The organism is Streptomyces sp. NPDC086989 (assembly GCF_044745505.1).
GTDB lineage: Bacteria > Actinomycetota > Actinomycetes > Streptomycetales > Streptomycetaceae > Streptomyces.
The window spans coordinates 211,596-232,532 of the sequence record NZ_JBIVAL010000009.1 but is presented as its reverse complement, the minus strand read 5'-3'; the positions used below and the strand labels follow the sequence as shown (position 1 = coordinate 232,532).

Below are 20,937 nucleotides of genomic sequence, written 5' to 3'. Positions count from 1 at the left end.
CGGGACCCGTGGCCGTGGCCCTGGCTCGTGGCCCGGGACCTGCGAACCTGTGAACCGCGACCGCCCCGGCGCCCGAATGGCGTACGGGGCGCCGGCGCGTCGGCGTGCCCGACCGCCCCGCCCGGCGCCGGCCGGTCTAATGAGGCCCGGCAGGACGGAGTCCCATGCACGAGATGTCGATCGCCATGGCCGTGGTGGGCCAGGTGGAGGAAGCAGCCGAAGCCGGCGGCGCCACCGCCGTCACCTCGGTCCGGCTCCAGGTCGGAGAGCTCGCCGGGGTGGTGCCCGACGCCCTCGCCTTCTGCTTCGAACTGGCCTGCGCGGGAACGCTCCTCGAAGGCGCCGAGCTCGTGACGGAGCCGGTCGCCGCCCGGGCGCACTGCCGCTCCTGCACCGGCGACTGGGCGGTCGGCATGCCGCCCCGGCTGGTCTGCCCCGGCTGCGGGCAGGCCACGGACGTGGAACTGCGCACCGGGCGCGAGCTGCAGATCCTCAGCGTGCACTGGGAGGACGGCCCCACCCGCGTCCGGCCCCCCGTCCCCACCCGCGAACCGATCCCCGAGGAGCACTGAACCATGTGCCGTGTGGTCGACCTGAAGCAGGCGGTCCTCGCCAAGAACGACTCGGTCGCGCACGCGCTGCGCGCCGAACTAGGCGCCCGCGGCACCACGGTGGTCAACCTCCTGTCCAGCCCGGGCAGTGGGAAGACCGCCCTGCTGGAGCGAGAACTCGGGCTCGCCCGCGAGCGCGGCGTCCCCGTCGCGGCCCTGACCGCCGACCTCGCCACCGAGAACGACGCGCTGCGGCTGGCGCGTTCGGGCGTCCCCGTCAAGCAGGTGCTCACCGACGGGCTCTGCCACCTGGAGGCGGCGATGCTGGGACGCCACCTCGACGGCTGGATGCCCGAGGACACCCGGCTGCTGTTCGTGGAGAACGTCGGCAACCTCGTCTGCCCCGCCTCGTACGACCTCGGGGAGTCGCTGCGCGTCGTACTGGCCTCGGTGACCGAGGGCGAGGACAAGCCGCTCAAGTACCCGACGGCGTTCGGGCTGGCGCAGCTCGTCGTGGTGACGAAGACGGACATCGCGCAGGCCGTGGAGTTCGACGAGGCCGCGTTCCGGGCGCACGTGCAGCAGGTCAACCCCGGGGTGGAGGTGGTGCTGACCTCGGCCCGTGGCGGCGAGGGCGCGGGCCTCCTGCTCGAGCGGGCGCTCGCGGCCGGCGACGGCGGCCCGGTGCACACCCCGGTGATGGCACGACAGCCACACCCGCACCACCACCACGATCACCACACCGAGGACCCGGCCCACGGGCACACCCCCGGACACGACCAGGCCCCCGGTCACGGCCATCACCACGCACCCGGTGCCGGCCACGGCCCCGGCCATGAACACGGGCCCGGCCACGACCACGACCACGAGCGCGGTCCGGGCGCCGGAACCGGCCCCGGCCACCACGGTCCCGGTTCCGTCTCCCGGGCCGTGCACCCGCACTCCGGCGTGGTCCAGCCCCGCTGATGGAGGCCGTACAGCGCCGCCGGGTCATCGTGCGGGGAGTGGTGCAGGGCGTCGGCTTCCGGCCGTACGTGTACAACCGCGCGACCGGACTCGGCCTCGCCGGACACGTCACCAACACCCCCGAGGGGGTCGTGGCCGAGGTCGAGGGCGCACCGGCCGCCGTATCGGCCTTCTGCGAGCGGCTCGCGGCCGAAGCCCCGCCGCTCGCGGTCGTCCACGCCGTGGACCACTGCGAGGTCCCCGTCGCCGGCGGATCGGGTTTCACGATCGTCGCCTCCCGGTCCGGCGGACCCGCGCGCACCCTCGTCCCACCGGACGTGGCCACCTGCGCCGACTGTCTCGCGGAGCTGGCCGACCCGGCCGACCGGCGCCACCGGCACCCCTTCATCACCTGCACGCACTGCGGCCCCCGGTTCACCATCGTCACCGGGCTGCCGTACGACCGGGCGCACACCACCATGGCCCGCTTCCCGATGTGCCCCGACTGTGCCGGCGAGTACGCCGACCCCGCCGACCGGCGCTTCCACGCCCAGCCGGTGGCCTGTCCCGCCTGCGGACCGCGGCTGCGGCTCCTCGCCGGGTCACCGCCGCGAGAGGAGGCCTGCGCCGACCCCGTGGCCGCGGCCCGCCGGCTGCTGGCCGGCGGGGCGATCCTCGCCGTCAAGGGCCTCGGCGGCTACCACCTCGCCTGCGACGCCGCACACGCCGGCGCCGTGGCCGAGCTGCGGCGCCGCAAGGCCCGCGGGGACAAGCCGTTCGCCCTGATGGCCCGCGACCCCGCCGACGTCGAGCACCTGGTCCAGCTCGGCCCGGCCGAGCGGGACCTGCTGACCGCGCCCGCCCGGCCCATCGTCCTGCTGCGCCGCCGCCCCGCGGCCGCCGCCGGCGAGCCGGTCGCCGAGGACGTCGCCCCGCGCTGCCCCGACCTCGGCGTGATGCTGCCGTACACGCCCGTCCACCACCTGCTGCTCGGGCTGCCCGGCGACCCGCCCGGCCCGCGCCTGCTCGTCATGACCAGCGGCAACCTCTCGGGTGAACCCATCGTCACCGACGACGCCGAGGCCCTGGACCGGCTGGGCCACCTCGCCGACGCCTGGCTCACCCACGACCGGCCCATCCACGTGCCCTGCGACGACTCCGTGGTGCGCGTCTGCGACGGCGAAACGCTGACCGTGCGCCGCTCGCGCGGGTACGCCCCGCTGCCCCTGGACCTGCCCCTGCCCGTACCCCCGGTGCTGGCCGCCGGGGGAGACCTCAAGAACGCGTTCTGCCTCGGCGAGGGCCGCAAGGCCTGGCTGTCCGCGCACATCGGCGACATGGACGACCTGGCCACCCGGTACGCCTTCGAACGCGCCGAGCAGCAGCTGGAATCGATCACCGGCGTGCGCCCCGGACTGCTCGCCGCCGACCGCCACCCCGGCTACCGCTCCGCGGGCTGGGCGCAGCGCACGGCCGGCGCCCGGCCGCTGGTCCGCGTCCAGCACCACCACGCCCACATCGCCTCCGCCATGGCCGAACACGGCCTGGCCGGCGACGGCCCCGTGATCGGCATCGCCTTCGACGGCACGGGGTACGGGGACGACGGCGCGGTGTGGGGCGGGGAGGTCCTCCTCGCCGACTACGCCGGGTACCGCCGGTTCGCCCACCTCGCCTACGTGCCGCTGCCGGGCGGCGACGCCGCCGTACTGCGCCCGTACCGCATGGCCCTGTCCCATCTGCGGGCCGCGGGGCTGCCCTGGTCGCCGGACCTGCCCTGTACGGCGGCCTGCCCGCCCGAGGAACTACGGGTACTGGAGCGCCAGTTGGAACGCGGCCTGCACTGCGCCCCCACGTCGAGCATGGGGCGGCTCTTCGACGCCGTCTCCTCCCTGGCCGGTGTGTGCCACCTCGCCGGATACGAGGCCCAGGCCGCGATCGAGCTGGAGTCCGCCGCCCTCGCCGCGCCCGAGGGGGCGGCCGGCGCCGGGTACGCCTTCGCGCTGCACCCGGCGGGCGCGGACGGCGGGGTCCCGGTCACGGCCGATCCGGCCCCCCTCCTGGCGGCGGTGGTGGCCGACGTACGCGCGGGCACGCCCCCGCCGCTGATCGCCGCGGGTTTCCACGCGGCGGTCGCCGGCCTCGTGGTGGACCTCGCCGGCCTCGCCCGCGAGCGGCACGGACTGCACACCGTCGCCCTCACCGGCGGGGTGTTCGCGAACACCGTGCTCTCCAGTGCCTGCGCCCGCCTGCTGCGCGGGCGTGGCTTCACCGTCCTGCGCCACCACCGCGTCCCGCCGAACGACGGCGGGCTGGCCCTCGGCCAGCTCATGGTGGCGGCCCGCACCCCGCACCCCCCACAGCAAGGAGAGGGCCATGTGCCTCGCGGTACCCGGCAGAGTGCTTGAGATCGGGGAGAAGGACGGCACCCGGATGGCGACCGTCGACTTCGGCGGCGTGGTCAAGGAGGTGTGCCTGGAGTACCTGCCGGACCTCCGGGTCGGCGAGTACGCCATCGTCCACGTCGGATTCGCGCTCCAGCGCCTCGACGAGGAGTCGGCCCGCCAGACCCTCGAACTCTTCTCACAACTCGGCATGCTCCAGGAGGAGTTCGCAGACCCGTGGGAGCGGGCCGCGGCCGAGGCGGGCGTGGCGGAGTGGCCCTTCGCCGACGACATCGCGCAGCAGGCCCAGGCCGGGGACGCCGTACAGGAGGCGCAGCAGCAGTGAAGTACATCGAGGAATTCCAGGACCCCGGGCTGGCCCGCCGGCTGCTCGACGACATCCACGGGACCGTCACCCGCCCCTGGGCGCTGATGGAGGTCTGCGGCGGCCAGACCCACACCATCATCCGGCACGGCATCGACCAACTCCTGCCCGAGCAGATCGAGTTGATCCACGGTCCGGGCTGCCCGGTGTGCGTGACCCCGCTGGAGGTCATCGACAAGGCGCTGGAGATCGCCTCCCGCCCCGAGGTGATCTTCTGCTCGTTCGGGGACATGCTCCGCGTCCCCGGCACCGGCCGTGACCTGTTCCAGGTGCGCAGCGAGGGCGGTGACGTGCGGGTGGTGTACTCCCCGCTCGACGCCCTGAAGATCGCGCAGCAGAACCCGGGGCGCGAAGTGGTGTTCTTCGGCATCGGCTTCGAGACGACCGCACCGCCCAATGCGATGACGGTGTATCAGGCGAAGCGGCTCGGCATCCGGAACTTCAGCCTGCTCGTCTCCCACGTGCGGGTGCCTCCCGCCATCGAGGCGATCATGACCTCGCCCAGCTGCCGCGTCCAGGGCTTCCTCGCCGCCGGACACGTGTGCAGCGTCATGGGCATGGCGGAGTACCCGGAGCTGGCGGCGCGCCACCGCGTCCCCATCGTGGTCACCGGCTTCGAGCCGCTCGACATCCTCGAAGGCGTACGCCGGGCCGTACGGCAGCTGGAGCGGGGCGAGCACACCGTGGACAACGCCTACGCGCGCGCCGTCCGCCCGGAGGGGAACCCGGCAGCACTCGCCATGCTGGAGGACGTCTTCGAGGTCACCGACCGGGCCTGGCGCGGCATCGGCGTGATCCCGGACAGCGGCTGGCGGCTGTCCGGCCGCTACCGCGCGTACGACGCCGAGCACCGCTTCTCGGTGACGGACATCGCCACCGAGGAACCCGCCGAGTGCCGCAGCGGCGAGGTCCTCCAGGGCCTGATCAAGCCGCACGAGTGCGAGGCCTTCGGAACCACCTGCACCCCTCGCACCCCGCTCGGCGCCACGATGGTCTCCAACGAGGGCGCGTGCGCCGCGTACTACCTCTACCGGCGCCTGGACCTCGCGCCGGCCCGCACCGCACCGCTGGAGGCGAGCCCCGTTGTCTGAGACCGCCGCACTCGACGTCACGGGCTGGACCTGCCCCGCCCCGCTGCGGGACCGCCCCCGGGTGGTGATGGGCCACGGAGGCGGCGGAGCGCTCTCCGCCGAGCTCGTCCAGCACGTCTTCGCACCCGCCTTCGGCGGTGAGGTGCTCGGCCAGATGGGCGACTCCGCCGCGGTCACCCTCGGCGGGGCGCGCCTCGCCTTCTCCACCGACTCGTACGTGGTGCGGCCGCTGTTCTTCCCCGGCGGCAGCATCGGCGACCTCGCGGTCAACGGCACCGTCAACGACCTGGCCATGAGCGGGGCCCGGGCCGCCTACCTGTCCTGCGGGTTCATCCTCGAAGAGGGCGTCGAGCTGTCGGTGGTGGCCCGGGTCTCCGAGGCCCTCGGCGCGGCCGCGCGCACCGCTGGCGTCGAGGTGGCCACCGGCGACACCAAGGTCGTGGAGGCCGGCCACGGCGACGGCATCTACCTCAACACCGCGGGCATCGGCCTCATCCCCGACGGAGTGGACCTGCGCCCGCAGCGCGTGGTCCCGGGCGACGTCGTCATCGTCAGCGGGGAGATCGGCCTGCACGGCGTGGCCATCATGAGCGTCCGCGAAGGCCTCGAATTCGGGGTGGACGTCAAGAGCGACTGCGCGCCGCTGGGCGGACTCGTCCAGGCCATGCTCGCCGTCACCCCCGATCTGCACGTGCTGCGCGATCCCACGCGCGGCGGCCTGGCGGCCGCCCTGAACGAGATCGCCGCCGCGTCGGGCACCGGGGTCGTCGTCCAGGAGGGCCGGGTGCCGGTTCCCGACGCCGTGGGCAACGCGTGCGCGATCCTCGGCCTCGACCCGTTCTACGTGGCCAACGAGGGGAAGCTGGTCGCCTTCGTGCCCCGGCAGCACGCCGACGCCGTCCTCGACGCGATGCGTGCGCACCCGCTGGGCCGCCGCGCCGCGGTGATCGGCGAGACGGTCGAGGCCCACCCCGGTCTCGTCGTGGCGCGCACCGGTCTCGGCGGCACCCGCGTGGTCGATCTGCCGATCGGGGAGCAGCTGCCCCGGATCTGCTGACGGGCGTCCCCGCTGCCCGCCGTCCGGAACGCCCGACGGCGGGCCGGACGGCGCAGCTCAGGGGAGTTCGGGGATGAACGGGAGATAGTCCTCCGAGCCCGCGGACGGCAGGACCGCGTAACTGGCCTCGGGCAGTTCGTTCCACACGCCCGGGAGGTTACCGAGGGGTTCGGAGACCACCAGACGGGTCGCATCGGAGACCTCCCGCAGGTACGGCAGCTCCGGGTACAGCTGCCGTACCGTTTCGGCCTTGCTGCTGTAGAACAGCGAACGCGAACGACCCTCGCTGGAGTAGCGGAACGCCCACACGCGCTCGCCGTCGCTGACCGCGATCGTCATCTGCATCGGGTCCGCGACGCCGTGCTCCTTGCCGAGCCGCTCCACCAGACCCGTCATCCTGGCGACCGCACCGGGCACATCCTGGTCGAGGCCGAAGGTTACGGCCAGGTAGAACATCACCTCCGAGTCCGTGGAGCCCTCGATGCACGGGAACAGCGCCGGGTCGACGGCCATGCACAGATCGCGCTGGAGGCGGTGGAAGTCGGTGATCGCGCCGTTGTGCATCCACAGCCAGCGGCCGTGCCGGAACGGGTGGCAGTTCGTCTGCTGGATGGCCGAACCGGTGGAGGCGCGCACATGGGCGAAGAACAGCGGCGAGCGGACGTGCGCGGCCAGCTCCCGCAGGTTCCGGTTGTTCCAGGCCGGTCCGATGTCCCGGAAGATCGCCGGGGTGCCGTCACCGTCGGTGCTGTACCAGCCGATGCCGAAACCGTCACCGTTCGTCGACTCGACGCCCATCCGTGCGTGCAGGCTCTGGTCGATCAGCGAGTGTTCCGGCTGGTAGAGAACAGCGTCGAGCAGCATCGGCGAACCGGAGTAGGCGAGCCAGCGACACATCAGCACCATCCCTCTCCTGAGCCTCGTACGAGCCTATCGCGGCCGGGCGTGCGCCGCCCTGTGCCGGTGACGTGTCCGCCCCCCGGGGCCCGGGACGCTCGGCCGGGACCCGGCCACGGCACCCTCGGTGAGGGATCGATCCGCTTTCGTCACCGCCTGGGCGGGAACGCGGAGGTCACGGGCCGCTCACCCCCGTCGTGGCGCACGTGCTCACCCGGACACGGGTACGGGAGGCGACCACGGGACGAACCTTGAAGTTGGATACCCTCACGGTTGGCTTAGGGGCTTCGGCGGGCTGAACTGCCGTGACAGGGGACGGATTTTCATGAGTGCACCTTCCAGCGACCTTTTCCAGCCGCTCAGGCCCGACGACCCGGCCACCGTGGGCGGTTACCGCCTGGCCGCCGTCCTGGGCGCCGGCGGCATGGGCAAGGTGTACCTGTCCTACACGCCGGGCGGGCGGCCCATCGCCCTCAAGGTGATCCGGCCCGAGTTCAGCGAGGACCCCGAGTTCCGGCGCCGCTTCCAGCAGGAAGTCCGGGCGGCCCAACGGGTGCAGGGCCTCTACACCGCACCCGTCATCGACTTCGACACCGAGGGCTCCCAGCCCTGGCTGGCCACGGCCTACGTACCGGGCCCCTCCCTCGCGCACGCCGTCGCCCGGCACGGGCGGCTGCCGCTGCGCAGTGTGCTCCTGCTGACCGTCGGGGTCGCCGAGGCGCTGCACGTCATCCACGGCGCGGGCATCGTCCACCGCGACCTGAAGCCGGCGAACGTACTCCTCGCCGGCGACGGCCCCCGCGTCATCGACTTCGGCATCGCCCGCGCGGCGGACGCCACTTCCCTGACCGGAAGCGGCGTCAGCGTCGGCACGCCGGCGTTCATGGCGCCCGAACAGGCCTCGGCCGGTACGGTCACCGCCGGCACCGACATCTTCGCCCTCGGCCAGATCGCGGCGTACGCGGCGATCGGTGCGCCCGCCTATGGCGAGGGGTCCTCGCACGCGGTGCTGTACCGCATCGTGCACGAGGACCCCGACCTCAGCGCACTGCCGGATGAGCTGCGGCCCCTGGTGTCGCGGTGCCTCAGCCGCGACCCGGCGGACCGGCCCGCCCTGACCGAGGTCATCCGCATGTGCCACGAGCTCTCTCCCGCCCCGCTGCGCCAGGGCGAGGACTGGCTGCCCCAGGCGGTCGCCGGTTCCATCACCGAGCGCCTCCGGCTGCCCGAGCCGGCCCGGACCCCGCCGCCGCAGCCCGCCGTGGCCCCCACACCGACCGAGGTCTCCCCGCAGCCTCCGGCGGACGGCGCGCCCCCGCACCCGCCGACCGGTCCCGGCGTGGCCGCGGCACCGACGCAGAGCGCACCCGCCGCTTCGCCCCACCCGCCGGCCGCTCCCGCTGCACCGGGCGCGGTGCCGACCGCTCCGGCGTACCCGGCCGCTGCACCCGCGGCTCCGGCCGGGACGCACCCCGGTCACCACCAGACGCCCCCGCCCGGCCATCCGACGCCCCTGCCCGGATACCGGACGCCGGCGCCCGGCTATCCGACGCCTGTGGCCGGGTACCAGACGCCTGCGCCCGGCCATCAGACCCACCCCGGCTACCAGACGCCTCCGCCCGGGTACACGCCGGGCCATTACCTCGCGTCCCCCTCCCATCACCCCGGGTATCCGCCTCCCGCGCCGCAGCGCAAGCCCAAGGGACTGATCATCGCCGGGGCCGTCGTGGCGGCGGTGATCGGCCTCGCCGTCATCGGATCCCTGCTGCCGGACGGCTCCGGCGACAAGTCCAAGGGCGGCTCGGCCGCCACGGGCGGCAGCCCCGGCGGAGGCTCCCAGGGCAAGAGCGGGAAGCGCACCGACCCCACCCCGACCTCGCACCAGGGCGTCAACCTGACGGCCAACTACCAGCTCATGCTGGCCGACAACCCGCCGCGCCCGGGCACCGGCGGTGACGCCGGCGTGCTGTACAACCATGGAGACCTCTACTTCTACCTCGACACCCTTTTCGGGGACACGAAGGTCGGCACCGACAACGGCAGGCTGGTCGTGCTGAACAACTCGCAGAAGGGTTCGCTGGAGACCTGCCGGGCCGAGACCCGGTACACCGAGAAGATCGGCCTCGATCAGCTGTCGGACGGGACCGAGATCTGCGTGCTCAGCGACGCGGGCCACATCGCGGTGGCGACGTACCGCGGCAGGTCGGGCGCGAAGGACCCGAGCACGTACATCACGCTCGACCTCACGGTCTGGCGCAATGCCGAGGAGCCGAAGAAGCGCTGAATCCGGGGCCGGTCCGGCCCGCCCGGCCGACGGGGCGTGTCCTGCAGCCGGTCCTCGAGCCGGATCGCGGATTCCAGGTCCTCGCCTCGGCGCACACCCCGCCCGGGATCCGGTCATTGTCGGCCGGAGGGGACCCGGCGCGACGGGAGGCCGGGGCGGGGGAGTACGGCTGATGGGCGGGGGCGCAGGAGATCCGCGGCGGAATGCGGAATTCGGCCAGCACCTGGCGGCGGGGGCCGTTGTCCGTATCGCGTCCTTCCCAGCGCACATTCGCTGTGGTGGCATGTGCATGCCGAAATTCGAGCGGTTCCGGTTCCGGTACCGGTTCCGCGCGGCGAATGAATGGAGAAACGAAGATGTTGCTCCGCAGACTCACCGTCGGCGCCGCCGTCGCGGCCCTGTCCGCGCTGGCCGTGCCCGCGCACGCCCAGGGCCCGGACACGCCGCCGCCCGGCAGAATCACCGTCGACGTGGTCGGCGTGAACGGTTCGGGGTGTCCCCAGGGGACCGCGAGCGTCTCCGCGGCCTCCGACAACACGGCGTTCACCGTCACGTACAGCGACTACCTGGCCCAGGCCGGCGCCGGCTCCGGAGGCACCGACTTCCGCAAGAACTGCCAGCTCGCGCTGCGGATCCACGTACCGCAGGGGTTCACCTACGCGATCGCCCGCGCCGACTACCGCGGCTTCGCCCACCTGCAGCGCGGGGCCTACGGCCAGGAGCGCGCGAACTACTACTTCCAGGGCATGGCCCAGACGGCCCGCACGGCCCACCAGTTCAGCGGCCCGTACTCCGACAACTGGCAGGCGAGCGACCAGACCGACTACGCCGACCTCGTCTGGGCGCCCTGCGGTGAGGAACGCAACCTCAACGTCAACAGCGAACTGCGCGTCTACGCGGGGACGTCGAACCCGCAGGCCCTGAGCTTCATGAGCATGGACTCGACGGACGGCAGCGTGAGCACGGTCTACCACTTCGAGTGGAAGGAATGCCCCGCGGCCTGACGCGGCGTGAGCGCAGGAATCACCGATCGATGGTCAGGAGTGACAACGATGTCTCCTTCCCTGTCTCGTACCCTGCTCACCGGTGGCGCGGCAGCCCTGCTGATCGCCACCGCCACGACGTCCGCCGGAGCCGCCGGCCACACCCCGCAGATCACCGCTCCCCCCGACAAGATCGTGATCGAACTCGCGACCGTGAACGGATCCGGCTGCCGGGAAGGCACCGCCGAGGTGGCCGTCGCGCCGGACAACACCGCCTTCACCGTCACCTACAGTGACTACCTCGCCCAGGTCGGACCCGGTGCCCCGCCGACGGCGTTCCGCAAGAACTGCCAGCTCAATCTCCGCGTCCACGTTCCCTCGGGATTCACCTACGCGATCGTCCAGGCGGACTACCGCGGATTCGCATTCCTCCAGCCGGGGGCATGGGGCCAGGAGCGCGCGAACTACTACTTCCAGGGAATGCCGCAGACGACGCAGCGCACCCATCAGTTCAACGGACCGCACAACGACAACTGGCAGGCGACCGACAGGACGGAATATGCGGATCTGGTCTGGGCTCCGTGTGGGGAGAAACGAAACTTCAACATCAATACGGAACTGCGCGTGAATGCGGGCACGTCCAATCCGCAGACCGCCACCAGTTTCATGGCCATGGACTCCACCGACGCGAGCGTGAGCACCCTCTACCACCTCGCCTGGCAGGTCTGTCCCACCCCGAAACACCCCGCCCCCTGACGGGCCGTCCCCCGGCCGGCGCTCCCCGCGCCTGACTCCCCGCGCCCGAGGTCCCGCGCTGTACCCGGCACGGTCGCCGGGTACAGCGCTCGGCCGCGTGGGGTGCTCAGGTCAGCGGGCGCAGCCGGGACGAGGCCGCGGGAGCCACCGCCGGAAGGGCTGCGGCCGGGACGGGCGCGGACGCGCGGGCGCTGCCCGCCTGCCAGGCCCGCCAGTCCAGGTTCCAGTCGCCGAAGCCGTTGTCGAAGGGAGCCATCGGCTCCCCCTCGCTGTTCACCACCTGCACGATGTCCCCCTCCCGTACCGTCTGGAAGAACCAGGCGGCGTCCGCCGTGCTCATGCCCGTACAGCCGTGGCTCACGTTCTCCTCGCCCTGCGCCGCGACCGACCAGGGGGCGGCGTGCACGTACTCGCCGCTCCACGTCACCCGCGTCGCGTAGAACACCGGCAGGTCGTAGAACTCGCTGGTGCCGCGCTTGATGCCGACGGTGTCCCCGCGCATCCGGACCTGGTACTCCTTGCCCAGCACGACCTTGACGCCGCTGCGGGTCCGGAACCCGGCCTTGCCGGTGGTGACCGGGATCGTCCGGATGACCTTGCCGTTGCGGCGCACCGTCATCTCGTGCTCGGCGGCGTCCGTGACCGCCTCGATCCGGTCGCCCACGGTGAACCCCGTGGAGCCGGAGGGGCCTCCGTAGCCGTGGTCGCCGACCTCCACACCGTCGAGACCGCTCGTCACGCGCACCTCGGCGTGCGCGGGCCAGTACGTACGCGGCCGGTAGTGCAGCGTCGAGTCGTCCACCCAGTGCCAGCCGCCCTCCACCGCCGGCTCGGAGGTGACCTGGAGCGCCCGCTCCACCCGGGCCCGGGCCGTCCGGTCGGTGGCGGGAACCGGTCGGCTCAGGGCGGCCGTCACGATCTGCCCCGCGCCGTACGTACCGGGCCTCGGCCCGAACTCCACCGTGAGGCGGCCCCGGTCCCGGGGCGGCGCGGTCCGGAAGGCCATCGTGACGCCGACCGGCGTCCCGGCCGCGTCCTGGGCGCCGACGCTGACGGTGTAGAGCTCGCCGGCCCGCAGCGGCTCGGTGTTGGTCCAGTGACGGCTCCGGGGGGCGAGTTCGCCACCCACGTAGCGCCCGTGCCCGTCGTGGACGGTGACGTCGGTGAGCTGTCCCGCTTCGGCGAGCGCGATGTCGAGGGGGCCGCCGGAGTTCGTGGGCAGGACGACCGTGCGCGCCGCCCCGTCGCCCGCGCGCGGGGCAGGACCGCGCAGCACCGACCCGGCTCCCCGGGCGGTGGCCCGTACCCGCTGCTGCCGCCAGCCGGTGCACAGCCCGTCCCGGAACCCCTCCACCGCGCACCGTGCGGCGATGTCGCCGTCCCCCTGGTCCAGGGCCCGGCCGACGATCAGGGTCACGGCGGCGTCCGGGCCGCCGGCGGCCCGCTCCGGGGGATCCTGCTCCGGCGCCCGGCCCGGCGCCGCGGCGACGGCGAGCGCCGCGCCGGTCACGGCGGCCACCACGCTCCACGTCCTGCTCCGTCGTGCCCGTCGTTCCTTTTGTGCACGGTGCGTCGATGACATCGCCACGCAGCCTTCCCAGCTCGCCCACGGCCCGTTGGGAGCATGAAAGCGACTGTGCGGCCTAAAGATGATCATCCGCTCGGCCGGTGCGACCGAACGGGCACGCAAGAGAACTCGTACGGAGCAACGGAGGCGGCCGGGCGCCCGGTTGCCGGGGGCGCCCGGCCGTGCCGTCAGGGGAGCGGGCGGACGCGGACCACGCGGGCCGGGTCCTGGCCGCCTCCGGACGCCAGGATGCGCACTTCGTCCTGGTCGCTGATCTCCGCCCGGACGATGCCGGTCGCGTCCGTGTAGACCGGGTGGCCGCCCGGGCCGGCCTGGCCGGTGGCGCTCACCACGACGACGTCCTCGCTGGTCTCCGGGCCCTCGGAAAACACCAGCTCGTAGCGCTGGGAACTCATCCGCGCCCTCCTCTGCCAGGCGAAAGGGTCCCCCCGTACCTCCTCCATGATGCGCGCCGGGCTCGCTCCGCGCCGCCCGCAGCCGGGTTGCGCGGAGCCCGTGCGTCGGTTAGGCGCGCACGACGGCGTACCGGCCGCGGGCCTTCGTGCCGTCCGGCAGCGTCCAGTCCGCGGTGACGTGCCCCAACGGCGGTTCCCCCGCCGGGTCCTGCTCGGGTGCGGGCACCAGGACGCGCTGCACGCGGAGGGTGAGCCGCCCGTCCGGGGTCCGGACGAGCACGTCGGAGGCGTCCGGGCCGGCGCAGACCTCCAGGACGTCGACCGGGCCGGGCCGGCCGGGCGCCGCGGACCAGCCGGTGACGGACGGGTCGGGCTTGTCGCTCTCGCTCTGCGCCTGCGGCTCCGCTTCGCCGCGCACGAGCGCGTACAACCGCTCGACGAGGACGGGGTCGTGGGTCCCGTCGTAGATCCAGCGGCGCCCCAGCACCCCGTGCTCGGAGGTGCCGATGAGGGCGTGCTCCGCGCCGTCGAGCGGCGCTCCGCGGTACGTGAGCGGCACGTGGTACGTGACCGGGCGCTCTCCCGCAGCGTCGGTGACCGCCATGAACTCGATCCCGACCTCACCCTGCGGATCGTCGATCCGGAAACCGCCGGCCTTGACGGGCTGCGGTGCGGTCCCCTCGTACCCGCCCCCGTACCAGGGCTGAGCGGGAAGCCAGGAAGCGAGCAGCTCCATCTTCCCGGGGGTCATCGTGGTCCGGTGGACGACGGCCATGGTGCGGCACCTCTTTCGGTCGACTGGTGATCATCCTGCCACCGCGGCTCGTGGGGACTCGTGGGGCTCAGGTTGCGTCCGTCTTAAGCGGCGGCGGCGTCCGTGTCACGCGCGAAACAAAACAGCTGAACAGGCGGGAAACTCAACGCAGTTGGCGTTGACGGGGGCAGCTCTACGCGCGTCATCATGGGCCGCATGAGAATCCCCCCACGCTTCGTGGCCCTCGCCGGCGCCGCGGCAGCCGCCGCCGCGCTCCTCACCGGACCGACCGCCTCGGCGGCCCCGGCACCCGCCTCCGCCTCCGTCACCGCGGTCGGCCGCATCTGCTACTCGTCCCTGCCGTCCCAGGCGCACGACACCCTCGATCTCATCGACCAGGGCGGCCCGTTCCCCTACGCGCAGGACGGCGTCGTCTTCCAGAACCGCGAGCGGCTGCTGCCCGCCCACGGCTCCGGCTACTACCACGAGTACACCGTCATCACCCCGGGCTCGCCGACCCGCGGGGCGCGCCGGATCATCACCGGGCAGCAGTCGGAGGAGGACTACTACACCGCCGACCACTACGCCTCGTTCCGGCGCGTCGACTTCGGCTGCTGACGCCCGTTCGCCCGCAGACCGTCCGGGCGGCCCGGACCCGTGCGACGCCACGGGTCCGGGGTTCCGCCGTGGCCGGCGTGACGGTACAACTGCCCCTTGGATCAAGGGGGATGCGGATGAGTGAACGGCGTCCGGGCCGGACCGGTGCGGTCACGGCATGGCTGTTCGGGGCCGCGGGCCCGGCCGAGCCGAGGACCATGGCCGAGGCGCTCGGCCTCGCCGAGGAAGCCCCCCGCCTCCAACGGCTGCGCGACGCGGAGCCGCAGCGACGCCCCGAGGAGCCGGTCCTGATGGACTCCATGGTCTGCTTCGCGGGCGGGGCGATGGGCGCGGTCTTCAGCGTGATCATCCGGCTGCGCGACGCCTACCAGCTGATCCGTCCGGCACCCGGCCGCACCGGGTCCGCGGACGTCCCCGCGGACCCGGTGCAGCTCGCCCGGACGATGCGCCAGGAAGGCTGGTACCGGGTGGTGGTGGGCTGGTTCCCGGCCACCTCGCTCTTCCTGCTCATCAGCGGCGGAATCCTCACCCTGCTCACCCCGCCGGCCGCTCCGGCCGACCTGTGCGGGCCCGGACCGCTGTCGCCGGCCGGACGTCAGGCCCTGATCAAGGCCTGGTTCTTCCGGGGCAGCGTCGGCTTCCTCGCCGGCCTGAACGAACGCTGGGCGTACGGCCTGGTCAGCCGGGGCGGCGAGCCGCGACCGGGCGGCCCGGCCGCCGGATGACCGGCTCGCGTCACTCGAACCGGGTGGTGTCGCCCGCCCCGCGGCGGACGATCTCGGCCTCGCCGCCGGAGAAGTCGATGACGGTGGTCGGCTCGGTCCCGCAGTCGCCGGAGTCGACCACGATGTCCACGAGGTAGTCGAGCCGTTCCTTGATCTCCCAGCCCTGCGTCAGCGGCTCCGGCTCGTCGGGCAGGAGCAGGGTGCTGGACAGCAGCGGCTCGCCCAGCTCGGCGAGGAGGGCCTGCGTCACGGCGTGGTCGGGGATGCGGACGCCCACCGTCTTCTTCTTGGGGTGCAGCAGCTGGCGCGGCACTTCCCTGGTCGCGGGCAGGATGAAGGTGTAACTGCCGGGCGTGGACGCCTTGATCGCACGGAACACGTCGTTGTCGATCTGCACCAGCTGGCCCAGCTGGGCGAAGTCCTGGCACACCAGCGTGAAGTGGTGGCGGTCGTCGAGGTTGCGGATGGACCGGATCCGGGCGAGGCCGTCACGGTTGCCGAGCTGGCAGCCCAGCGCGTAGCAGGAGTCCGTCGGGTACGCGACGAGCGCGCCGGAGCGGATGCTGTCAGCGACACTGCCGATGGTGCGCTGCTGGGGGTTCTCGGGGTGCACGTCGAAGTACTTGGCCATTCGCCGAGCCTACGCGATCAGGCCTGCGCCGGTGAGCGAGCGCCGAGCATGGTCGCGGAAGGCGGCGGTCGCGGTGTGGGCGGGTGCGGCGGGCGCGAGGAAGAGCACGGTCACCGGCTCGGCGTCGGTCAGCGGCAGGTACCGGATGCCCGGGAACGGGTGGCTGTGCCGGGTGGCCTCGGCGGTGACCCCGACCGCCTCGCCCGTCGCGATGGCCGTCAGCCATTCGTCGACGTTGGCGACCTCCAGGGTGACCGACGGCTTCCGTTCGTCGGGCCACAGGTCGGTGCCGGACGTCGCCGCCGTCGCGCACAGGACGACGGTCCGGTCGGCCAGCTCGGCGAGGTCGAGCTCGGTGCGCGCGGTCAGCGGATCGTCCTCCGCGAGGGCCGCGATCCGCGGCTCCCGGTACAGCGGCAGCACGGACAGCCCCGCGGCGCCGCCCTCGGGCGGGGTGCGCATGAAGGCGGCGTCGATCTCGCCGCGGCGCAGCCCCGTCTCCGGATCGGCGAGCCGGTGCACCTGGACCGGCACCTCGGGGTGGTCGCGGCGCCAGTCCCGCAGCAGCCCCACGGTGTGCGGGCCGAGCGCGCCCCACGCGAAGCCGACGCGCAGCGGCCGCGGGCCGGCGGCGGCCTCGGCGAGTGCGTCGTCCAGCTGGGCGAGGATGCGGTGCGCGTGCTCCCACAGGCGGTGCCCGGCGGGCGTGAGGCCGAGGCGGCGGGTCGTACGCTCCACCAGCGGGGTGCCGAGGCGGCGCTCCAGCTGGTCGAGGGTGCGGGAGAGGGCGGGCTGGCCGATGCGCAGCACGGCCGCGGCGCCCGTGATGCTGCCCTCGTCGCCGATCGCCGCGAGGGCCTTCAGATGACGCAGCTCCACATTCATGACCGCCAAGCATAAATGCTGCCGAGAAGGCATTTCCCCGGCCCGTGCAGGTGCCCCTAGCGTCGGGGGCATGCGAATCCTTCTCATCGGCGCGGGCGGCATGCTCGGCACCGCCGTCCACCACGCCCTGACCACCCGCGGCCACGAGGTCCTCACCGCCGGACGCTCGACCGGCGACCTGCGCTACGACATCACGGACCCGGAACAGATCACCGCCCTGTACGACGCGGCGGGCCGGGGCGGGCAGCTCGACGCGGTGGCGAGCGCCGCCGGCAGCGTCCCGTACAAGCCGGTCGCCGAGATGACCCCCGAGGACTGGACCGCGGCCTTCCGGGGCAAGGTCATGAGCCAGCTGGAGCTGGTCCGCCAGGGCACCGGGCGCATCTCCCCGAGTGGTTCCTTCACCCTGATCACCGGTGTGCTGGCGCGCAGCCCGATCGTCACGGGCTCGGCCGCCTCGATGGCGAACGGCGCCGTGGAGGCCTTCGTCCGGGCGGCTGCCGTCGAGATCGCCCCGCAGCGGATCAACGCCGTCAGCCCCACGGTCTTCACCGAGGCCCTCGACGCCTACGGCGACTCCTTCCCGGGCTTCGCCCCCGTCGACGTCGCGGACGTGGCCCGGACCTACGTGCGCACCATCGAGGGCGCCGCCACCGGCCGGATCCTGGAACTGGGGAACTGAGGGCCCTCCCGTAAGCCGCGCGCTGATCCACGCGCGCTGATCCACCGGGGGTCGCGGGACGGCCCTCAGCCGGCCGCGCCCCCGCCGGCGGAGGTCCAGCCCTGCCGGTGGAGGCGTTCGAAGCCGCCCAGGAGGAGGTCGAGGGCGAACTCGAACTCGAACTGGTCGTCACAGCCGCCGCCCACGACGGAGTCCCCGTCGTGGGCGGCGGCCAGGGCCAGTTCCGCGACGTGCGGGTAGGCCGCCGCGGCCTCCGGGGGCAGGGCCGCGGGCGGCCGCGGAGCCGGTCCGGGGGCGGCGTCGAACACCTCCTGGGTGAAGCCGAGGACGCGGCTGCCCAGGGCGTGCATCGCATGGTGGGTGAGGTCGACCGAGAGCCCGCCCGCTCGGAACGTCCCGATCACCGCGTCCATGTGCGCGAGCACCGCCGGGGTCGGGCCGGTGCGCGAGCGGATCACCTGGGCCGCCCACGGGTGGCCCAGCAGGGCGGCGCGCGCGGACAGGATCCGCAGGCGCACCGCGCCCCGCCAGCCGGTGCCGGGGGCTGGCGGGGGGATCTCGCCCACGACGGTCTCCACCATGCCGTCCAGGAGCTCCTCCTTGTGGGCGACGTGCTTGTAGAGCGCCATCGGCACCACGCCCAGCTCCTGGGCGAGCCTGCGCATGCTCAGCGCCTCGATCCCGATGGAGTCGGCCAGCGCCACCGCTGCGCGCAGCACCCGTTCCCTGCTCAGGGGAGCCCTCGGCACTGTCTCCGGCTGCCGGGTCATTCGATCAGCTCCCTCGTGTGCGGTGCCCGGGCCGGGCCCCGGGCTTGACCGAGTGTACGTCGTACACCTACCGTGCGTCTCAGGTGTACGCCGTACACCACGAGAAGGGGGAGTGGTTCCGCATGGGCGCGAAGAGGTTGAACGGATCGAAGGGATCGACCGGATCGACGGCATCGAACGGAGCGGACAGGGGGACCGCGGTCGTCTCGGGGGCGCTGTTCCTCGTCACCGAGGTCGCCGCGGTCGCCGGTCTCGTGCTCTACGGCCCCGTGCTGGACGGCGCCGGCTACGTCCTCGGCGCCGACGCCGACACCCGCGTGCTCGCCGGTGCGCTGTGCGAATTCGTCCTGGCGCTGGCGGTCGTCGGGACCGGGGTCGCCCTGTACCCGGTCCTGAAACGCCGTAACGAGGGGGCCGCGCTCGGCTACGTCTGCGGCCGCCTGCTCGAAGCCGCCGTCATCCTCGTCGGCCTCGTCAGCGTGCTGTCCGTGGTGACGCTGCGCAGGGAGTCCGCCGCGGCGCCGGGCGGCGACGCCGCGTCCCTCACCGCGGCCGCCGACGCCCTCGTGGCGATCCACGACTGGACGTTCCTCTTCGGGCCCGACTTCGTCCTGGGCGCGAACACCCTGGTCCTGGCCTGCCTGATGTACCGCTCACGACTCGTCCCGCGGCCCCTCGCCGTGCTGGGGCTCATCGGCGGAGCGCTGATCTGCGCCTCCGCGACCGCCGTGCTGTTCGGCCTCTACGAGCAGGTGTCCGGCGCCGGCTCGCTGGCCGCCCTCCCGGTGTTCGCGTGGGAGGTGGGCCTGGCCGTCCGGCTCCTGGCCAAGGGGTTCAGCGGGCCGGCTCAGCTCCCGAACACCACCGAGAGGTGGGCGGCCAGCCCCGAGGCCGTCGGCGGGCACAGCCTGGCGCCGAGGTAGCCGTCCGGCCGGACCACGAACGCCGTCGGCTCCCGCACCCCGTACATCCGGCCGAACTCGCCGCGGGAGTCCCGGTACACGGGCACGGGCACATACCCGCCGTCCATGCGGGCGTCGGTGCCGGCGTCGGTATCGGCGAGGATCGCGCACACCGCGACCCGGCCCGCCGCCGCGCCCCGCACCGAGGAAGCCAGCCCGGCGAGGCCGGCCGCCGCCGGGGCGGGCCCGTACAGCAGCAGCACATGCTCCCGGCCGCGCAGCAGGTCGTACAGCCGCACCGGGTACGCGGCGATGTCCCCGGTGAGCCCGCCGCAGTCCGGTGCTCGGTCGCCGGGGCGCGGCCCGGGCCCGCCGTCGGGCTCCCCCCGCTGGACGACGGGGCTGCCCCGGTAGCCGACCAGCAGCTGGGCCTGGCGCATCATGAGCGTGTCCGCGTCCCCGGGGTCGGCCTGCACGCCCTCGGCGGACTGCCGCACGGTACGGCCCACGACCTCCTCGCCCACCGGCCGGCGCTCCGCGTCGTAACTCGCGAGCAGCGCCGGCGCCGCCGCGCCCTCCACGGCCAGCGCCAGCTTCCACGCCAGGTTCCAGGCGTCCTGGATCCCGGTGTTCATGCCTTGCGCACCGGTCGGCGGATGGATGTGCGCCGCGTCCCCCGCCACGAGGACCCGCCCGCCCCCGTACCGGTCCACCAGCCGATGGCTGATCCGGAACACGGACGACCAGCGCATGGCCGAGGCCGTGACCGGCTGCGGCGACAGCCGGTCCAGCACGGCCTGGATGTGGCCGAGTTCGGGGGCACGCGCGCCCTCCAGGCCGTGCACCACCCCGTCACCGTCCTGTGGCGGAGCGGCGGAGAGCCCGGGCGGCACCATCATGGACACCCGGTAGCGCCCTGCGCCCGGCAGCGGAATGCACACCAGGACGTCGTCGACGGCGCCCCCGGCGTCGTGGTGCATGGCGCGCACCCCGTACCCGTACGGCAGGTCCCAGTCGACCTCCACGTCGGCCAGCATGTACTCCTCGGGGAAGGCGCCGCCCTCGAAACTCAGGCCGAGTCCCTTGCGGACGATGCTGTGCGCGCCGTCGCAGCCCACCAGGAACCGGGTCCGGAGCTCCTCCTCGCCGCCCGGGCCGGTGAGCCGGCAGGTCACGCCGTCGGCGTCCTGGACGAACGAGACGAGCTCGGTGCCCCGCTCGACGTGCGTGCCGAAGCCCGCCAGGAACTCCTCGATGATGCGCTCCGTCTCGTACTGCGGCAGAGCGGCGAAGCGGTACGGCACCTCGGGCTGCAGCACCAGGTCCAGCCGGGGCTGCTCCACGCCGTTCACGTAGGTCAGCTGCCCGCGCATCAGGACGGCCGCCTCCAGGGCGGCCCGTACGAAGCCCATCCGGTCCCAGATCTCCAGCGTGCGCGGCTGGATCCCCACCGCCTTCGCGTACGGCAGCCTCGCCGGCAGCCGGTCCACGATGCGGCAGGAGATCCCGCGCCGCCGCAGCTCGGCGGCGGCCGTCAGCCCGACCGGGCCCGCGCCCGCCACCAGGACGTCCGAGGCCGCTCCACCGGTGTGCACCATCGCCGCCTCCCGGGCGGGTTCCCCGTACGAACGGATCACCCTCCATGGTGGCCCGGCGT

21 protein-coding genes are annotated in these 20,937 nt (G+C 73.5%); 13 read left to right on the top strand and 8 right to left on the bottom strand.

From position 1 onward, the window contains the following. Positions 1-164: 164 nt before the first annotated feature. The 6 genes from ACIPK4_RS23470 (at position 165) to hypE (ending at position 6,410) form a co-directional block, all read left to right on the top strand. Positions 165-572 carry a hydrogenase maturation nickel metallochaperone HypA gene (locus ACIPK4_RS23470; RefSeq protein WP_402315582.1) on the top strand — a complete coding sequence of 136 codons (408 nt, stop codon included), beginning with the start codon at positions 165-167 and terminating at the stop codon, positions 570-572. 3 nt (positions 573-575) lie between these two features. Then, a complete protein-coding gene (gene hypB / locus ACIPK4_RS23465) occupies positions 576-1,517 on the top strand; it encodes a hydrogenase nickel incorporation protein HypB (RefSeq protein ID WP_402315581.1) in 942 nt (313 codons plus the stop codon). Further along, positions 1,517-3,901 carry a carbamoyltransferase HypF gene (hypF, locus tag ACIPK4_RS23460; RefSeq protein WP_402315580.1) on the top strand — a complete coding sequence of 795 codons (2,385 nt, stop codon included), beginning with the start codon at positions 1,517-1,519 and terminating at the stop codon, positions 3,899-3,901. Before hypB ends, hypF begins: the two co-directional genes overlap by 1 nt. Further along, positions 3,870-4,223 carry a HypC/HybG/HupF family hydrogenase formation chaperone gene (locus ACIPK4_RS23455; RefSeq protein WP_082410503.1) on the top strand — a complete coding sequence of 118 codons (354 nt, stop codon included), beginning with the start codon at positions 3,870-3,872 and terminating at the stop codon, positions 4,221-4,223. The genes hypF and ACIPK4_RS23455 overlap by 32 nt, the downstream gene beginning before the upstream one ends. Beyond that, on the top strand, positions 4,220-5,353 hold the full coding sequence (hypD, locus tag ACIPK4_RS23450; RefSeq protein ID WP_402315577.1) for a hydrogenase formation protein HypD: 1,134 nt from the start codon (positions 4,220-4,222) through the stop codon (positions 5,351-5,353). The genes ACIPK4_RS23455 and hypD overlap by 4 nt, the downstream gene beginning before the upstream one ends. Before the next feature lie 67 nt (positions 5,354-5,420). Beyond that, positions 5,421-6,410, top strand: coding sequence for a hydrogenase expression/formation protein HypE (hypE, locus tag ACIPK4_RS23445; protein ID WP_402315795.1), 990 nt, complete (start codon positions 5,421-5,423; stop codon positions 6,408-6,410). A gap of 57 nt (positions 6,411-6,467) precedes the next feature. On the opposite strand, the gene ACIPK4_RS23440 is transcribed toward hypE, so the two are convergent. Further along, positions 6,468-7,307, bottom strand: a complete 840-nt coding sequence (locus tag ACIPK4_RS23440) for a class II glutamine amidotransferase (RefSeq protein ID WP_402315793.1) — start codon at positions 7,305-7,307, stop codon at positions 6,468-6,470. A 325-nt stretch (positions 7,308-7,632) separates the two neighbouring features. Here ACIPK4_RS23440 and ACIPK4_RS23435 point away from each other — a divergent pair, with 325 nt between their 5' ends. The 3 genes from ACIPK4_RS23435 to ACIPK4_RS23425 all read left to right on the top strand — a co-directional run bounded on the left by ACIPK4_RS23435 (position 7,633) and on the right by ACIPK4_RS23425 (position 11,330). After that, entirely contained in the window at positions 7,633-9,591 is a 1,959-nt protein-coding gene (locus ACIPK4_RS23435; protein WP_402315576.1) for a protein kinase, read from the top strand. 356 nt (positions 9,592-9,947) lie between these two features. Continuing rightward, on the top strand, positions 9,948-10,595 hold the full coding sequence (locus tag ACIPK4_RS23430) for a DUF4360 domain-containing protein (protein ID WP_376193177.1): 648 nt from the start codon (positions 9,948-9,950) through the stop codon (positions 10,593-10,595). A 48-nt stretch (positions 10,596-10,643) separates the two neighbouring features. Further along, a complete protein-coding gene (locus ACIPK4_RS23425) occupies positions 10,644-11,330 on the top strand; it encodes a DUF4360 domain-containing protein (protein WP_402315573.1) in 687 nt (228 codons plus the stop codon). A gap of 106 nt (positions 11,331-11,436) precedes the next feature. On the opposite strand, the gene ACIPK4_RS23420 is transcribed toward ACIPK4_RS23425, so the two are convergent. From ACIPK4_RS23420 to ACIPK4_RS23410, 3 genes are all read right to left on the bottom strand, one after another. Next, positions 11,437-12,852 (bottom strand): Ig-like domain-containing protein, encoded by a 1,416-nt coding sequence (locus ACIPK4_RS23420; RefSeq protein WP_402315571.1) that lies wholly within the window; start codon positions 12,850-12,852, stop codon positions 11,437-11,439. A 233-nt stretch (positions 12,853-13,085) separates the two neighbouring features. Beyond that, positions 13,086-13,313 carry a DUF6296 family protein gene (locus ACIPK4_RS23415; protein ID WP_054223481.1) on the bottom strand — a complete coding sequence of 76 codons (228 nt, stop codon included), beginning with the start codon at positions 13,311-13,313 and terminating at the stop codon, positions 13,086-13,088. Between the two features lie 109 nt (positions 13,314-13,422). After that, positions 13,423-14,088, bottom strand: coding sequence for a 1,4-alpha-glucan branching protein (locus tag ACIPK4_RS23410; protein WP_402315569.1), 666 nt, complete (start codon positions 14,086-14,088; stop codon positions 13,423-13,425). Positions 14,089-14,283: 195 nt separating this feature from the next. On the opposite strand from ACIPK4_RS23410, the gene ACIPK4_RS23405 reads away from it, so the two are divergent. Together ACIPK4_RS23405 and ACIPK4_RS23400 are read left to right on the top strand one after the other, a co-directional pair. Further along, a complete protein-coding gene (locus ACIPK4_RS23405) occupies positions 14,284-14,685 on the top strand; it encodes a ribonuclease domain-containing protein (protein WP_402315567.1) in 402 nt (133 codons plus the stop codon). A 116-nt stretch (positions 14,686-14,801) separates the two neighbouring features. Next, positions 14,802-15,410, top strand: coding sequence for a hypothetical protein (locus ACIPK4_RS23400; RefSeq protein ID WP_402315566.1), 609 nt, complete (start codon positions 14,802-14,804; stop codon positions 15,408-15,410). A 10-nt stretch (positions 15,411-15,420) separates the two neighbouring features. On the opposite strand, the gene ACIPK4_RS23395 is transcribed toward ACIPK4_RS23400, so the two are convergent. Continuing rightward, on the bottom strand, positions 15,421-16,041 hold the full coding sequence (locus tag ACIPK4_RS23395; protein ID WP_054223485.1) for an L-threonylcarbamoyladenylate synthase: 621 nt from the start codon (positions 16,039-16,041) through the stop codon (positions 15,421-15,423). 9 nt (positions 16,042-16,050) lie between these two features. Then, positions 16,051-16,926 (bottom strand): LysR family transcriptional regulator, encoded by an 876-nt coding sequence (locus ACIPK4_RS23390; RefSeq protein ID WP_402315563.1) that lies wholly within the window; start codon positions 16,924-16,926, stop codon positions 16,051-16,053. A gap of 70 nt (positions 16,927-16,996) precedes the next feature. On the opposite strand from ACIPK4_RS23390, the gene ACIPK4_RS23385 reads away from it, so the two are divergent. Then, positions 16,997-17,608, top strand: coding sequence for a short chain dehydrogenase (locus tag ACIPK4_RS23385; RefSeq protein WP_402315562.1), 612 nt, complete (start codon positions 16,997-16,999; stop codon positions 17,606-17,608). A gap of 65 nt (positions 17,609-17,673) precedes the next feature. Here the strand turns inward: ACIPK4_RS23385 and ACIPK4_RS23380 are convergent, their stop codons facing one another. Continuing rightward, positions 17,674-18,378: a TetR/AcrR family transcriptional regulator C-terminal domain-containing protein gene (locus tag ACIPK4_RS23380; RefSeq protein WP_402315561.1), complete on the bottom strand. Its 705-nt coding sequence runs from the start codon at positions 18,376-18,378 to the stop codon at positions 17,674-17,676. Positions 18,379-18,461: 83 nt separating this feature from the next. Between ACIPK4_RS23380 and ACIPK4_RS23375 the strand changes: the two genes are divergently transcribed. Further along, on the top strand, positions 18,462-19,301 hold the full coding sequence (locus ACIPK4_RS23375; protein WP_402315560.1) for a DUF4386 domain-containing protein: 840 nt from the start codon (positions 18,462-18,464) through the stop codon (positions 19,299-19,301). Here ACIPK4_RS23375 and ACIPK4_RS23370 read toward each other — a convergent pair. After that, positions 19,226-20,878: an FAD-dependent monooxygenase gene (locus tag ACIPK4_RS23370; protein WP_402315558.1), complete on the bottom strand. Its 1,653-nt coding sequence runs from the start codon at positions 20,876-20,878 to the stop codon at positions 19,226-19,228. The two genes, ACIPK4_RS23375 and ACIPK4_RS23370, sit on opposite strands and share 76 nt — an antisense overlap. Positions 20,879-20,937 lie beyond the last annotated feature (59 nt).

What these genes read in the sequence shown, in the direction of transcription:
- ACIPK4_RS23470 (WP_402315582.1), top strand. Translation starts at nt 165, where the DNA reads ATGCACGAGATGTCGATCGCCATGGCCGTGGTGGGCCAGGTGGAGGAA.
- hypB (WP_402315581.1), top strand. Translation starts at nt 576, where the DNA reads ATGTGCCGTGTGGTCGACCTGAAGCAGGCGGTCCTCGCCAAGAACGAC.
- hypF (WP_402315580.1), top strand. Translation starts at nt 1,517, where the DNA reads ATGGAGGCCGTACAGCGCCGCCGGGTCATCGTGCGGGGAGTGGTGCAG.
- ACIPK4_RS23455 (WP_082410503.1), top strand. Translation starts at nt 3,870, where the DNA reads ATGTGCCTCGCGGTACCCGGCAGAGTGCTTGAGATCGGGGAGAAGGAC.
- hypE (WP_402315795.1), top strand. Translation starts at nt 5,421, where the DNA reads ATGGGCCACGGAGGCGGCGGAGCGCTCTCCGCCGAGCTCGTCCAGCAC.
- ACIPK4_RS23440 (WP_402315793.1), bottom strand. Translation starts at nt 7,307, where the DNA reads ATGTGTCGCTGGCTCGCCTACTCCGGTTCGCCGATGCTGCTCGACGCT.
- ACIPK4_RS23435 (WP_402315576.1), top strand. Translation starts at nt 7,633, where the DNA reads ATGAGTGCACCTTCCAGCGACCTTTTCCAGCCGCTCAGGCCCGACGAC.
- ACIPK4_RS23430 (WP_376193177.1), top strand. Translation starts at nt 9,948, where the DNA reads ATGTTGCTCCGCAGACTCACCGTCGGCGCCGCCGTCGCGGCCCTGTCC.
- ACIPK4_RS23425 (WP_402315573.1), top strand. Translation starts at nt 10,644, where the DNA reads ATGTCTCCTTCCCTGTCTCGTACCCTGCTCACCGGTGGCGCGGCAGCC.
- ACIPK4_RS23415 (WP_054223481.1), bottom strand. Translation starts at nt 13,313, where the DNA reads ATGAGTTCCCAGCGCTACGAGCTGGTGTTTTCCGAGGGCCCGGAGACC.
- ACIPK4_RS23410 (WP_402315569.1), bottom strand. Translation starts at nt 14,088, where the DNA reads ATGGCCGTCGTCCACCGGACCACGATGACCCCCGGGAAGATGGAGCTG.
- ACIPK4_RS23405 (WP_402315567.1), top strand. Translation starts at nt 14,284, where the DNA reads ATGAGAATCCCCCCACGCTTCGTGGCCCTCGCCGGCGCCGCGGCAGCC.
- ACIPK4_RS23400 (WP_402315566.1), top strand. Translation starts at nt 14,802, where the DNA reads ATGAGTGAACGGCGTCCGGGCCGGACCGGTGCGGTCACGGCATGGCTG.
- ACIPK4_RS23395 (WP_054223485.1), bottom strand. Translation starts at nt 16,041, where the DNA reads ATGGCCAAGTACTTCGACGTGCACCCCGAGAACCCCCAGCAGCGCACC.
- ACIPK4_RS23390 (WP_402315563.1), bottom strand. Translation starts at nt 16,926, where the DNA reads ATGAATGTGGAGCTGCGTCATCTGAAGGCCCTCGCGGCGATCGGCGAC.
- ACIPK4_RS23385 (WP_402315562.1), top strand. Translation starts at nt 16,997, where the DNA reads ATGCGAATCCTTCTCATCGGCGCGGGCGGCATGCTCGGCACCGCCGTC.
- ACIPK4_RS23380 (WP_402315561.1), bottom strand. Translation starts at nt 18,378, where the DNA reads ATGACCCGGCAGCCGGAGACAGTGCCGAGGGCTCCCCTGAGCAGGGAA.
- ACIPK4_RS23370 (WP_402315558.1), bottom strand. Translation starts at nt 20,878, where the DNA reads ATGGTGCACACCGGTGGAGCGGCCTCGGACGTCCTGGTGGCGGGCGCG.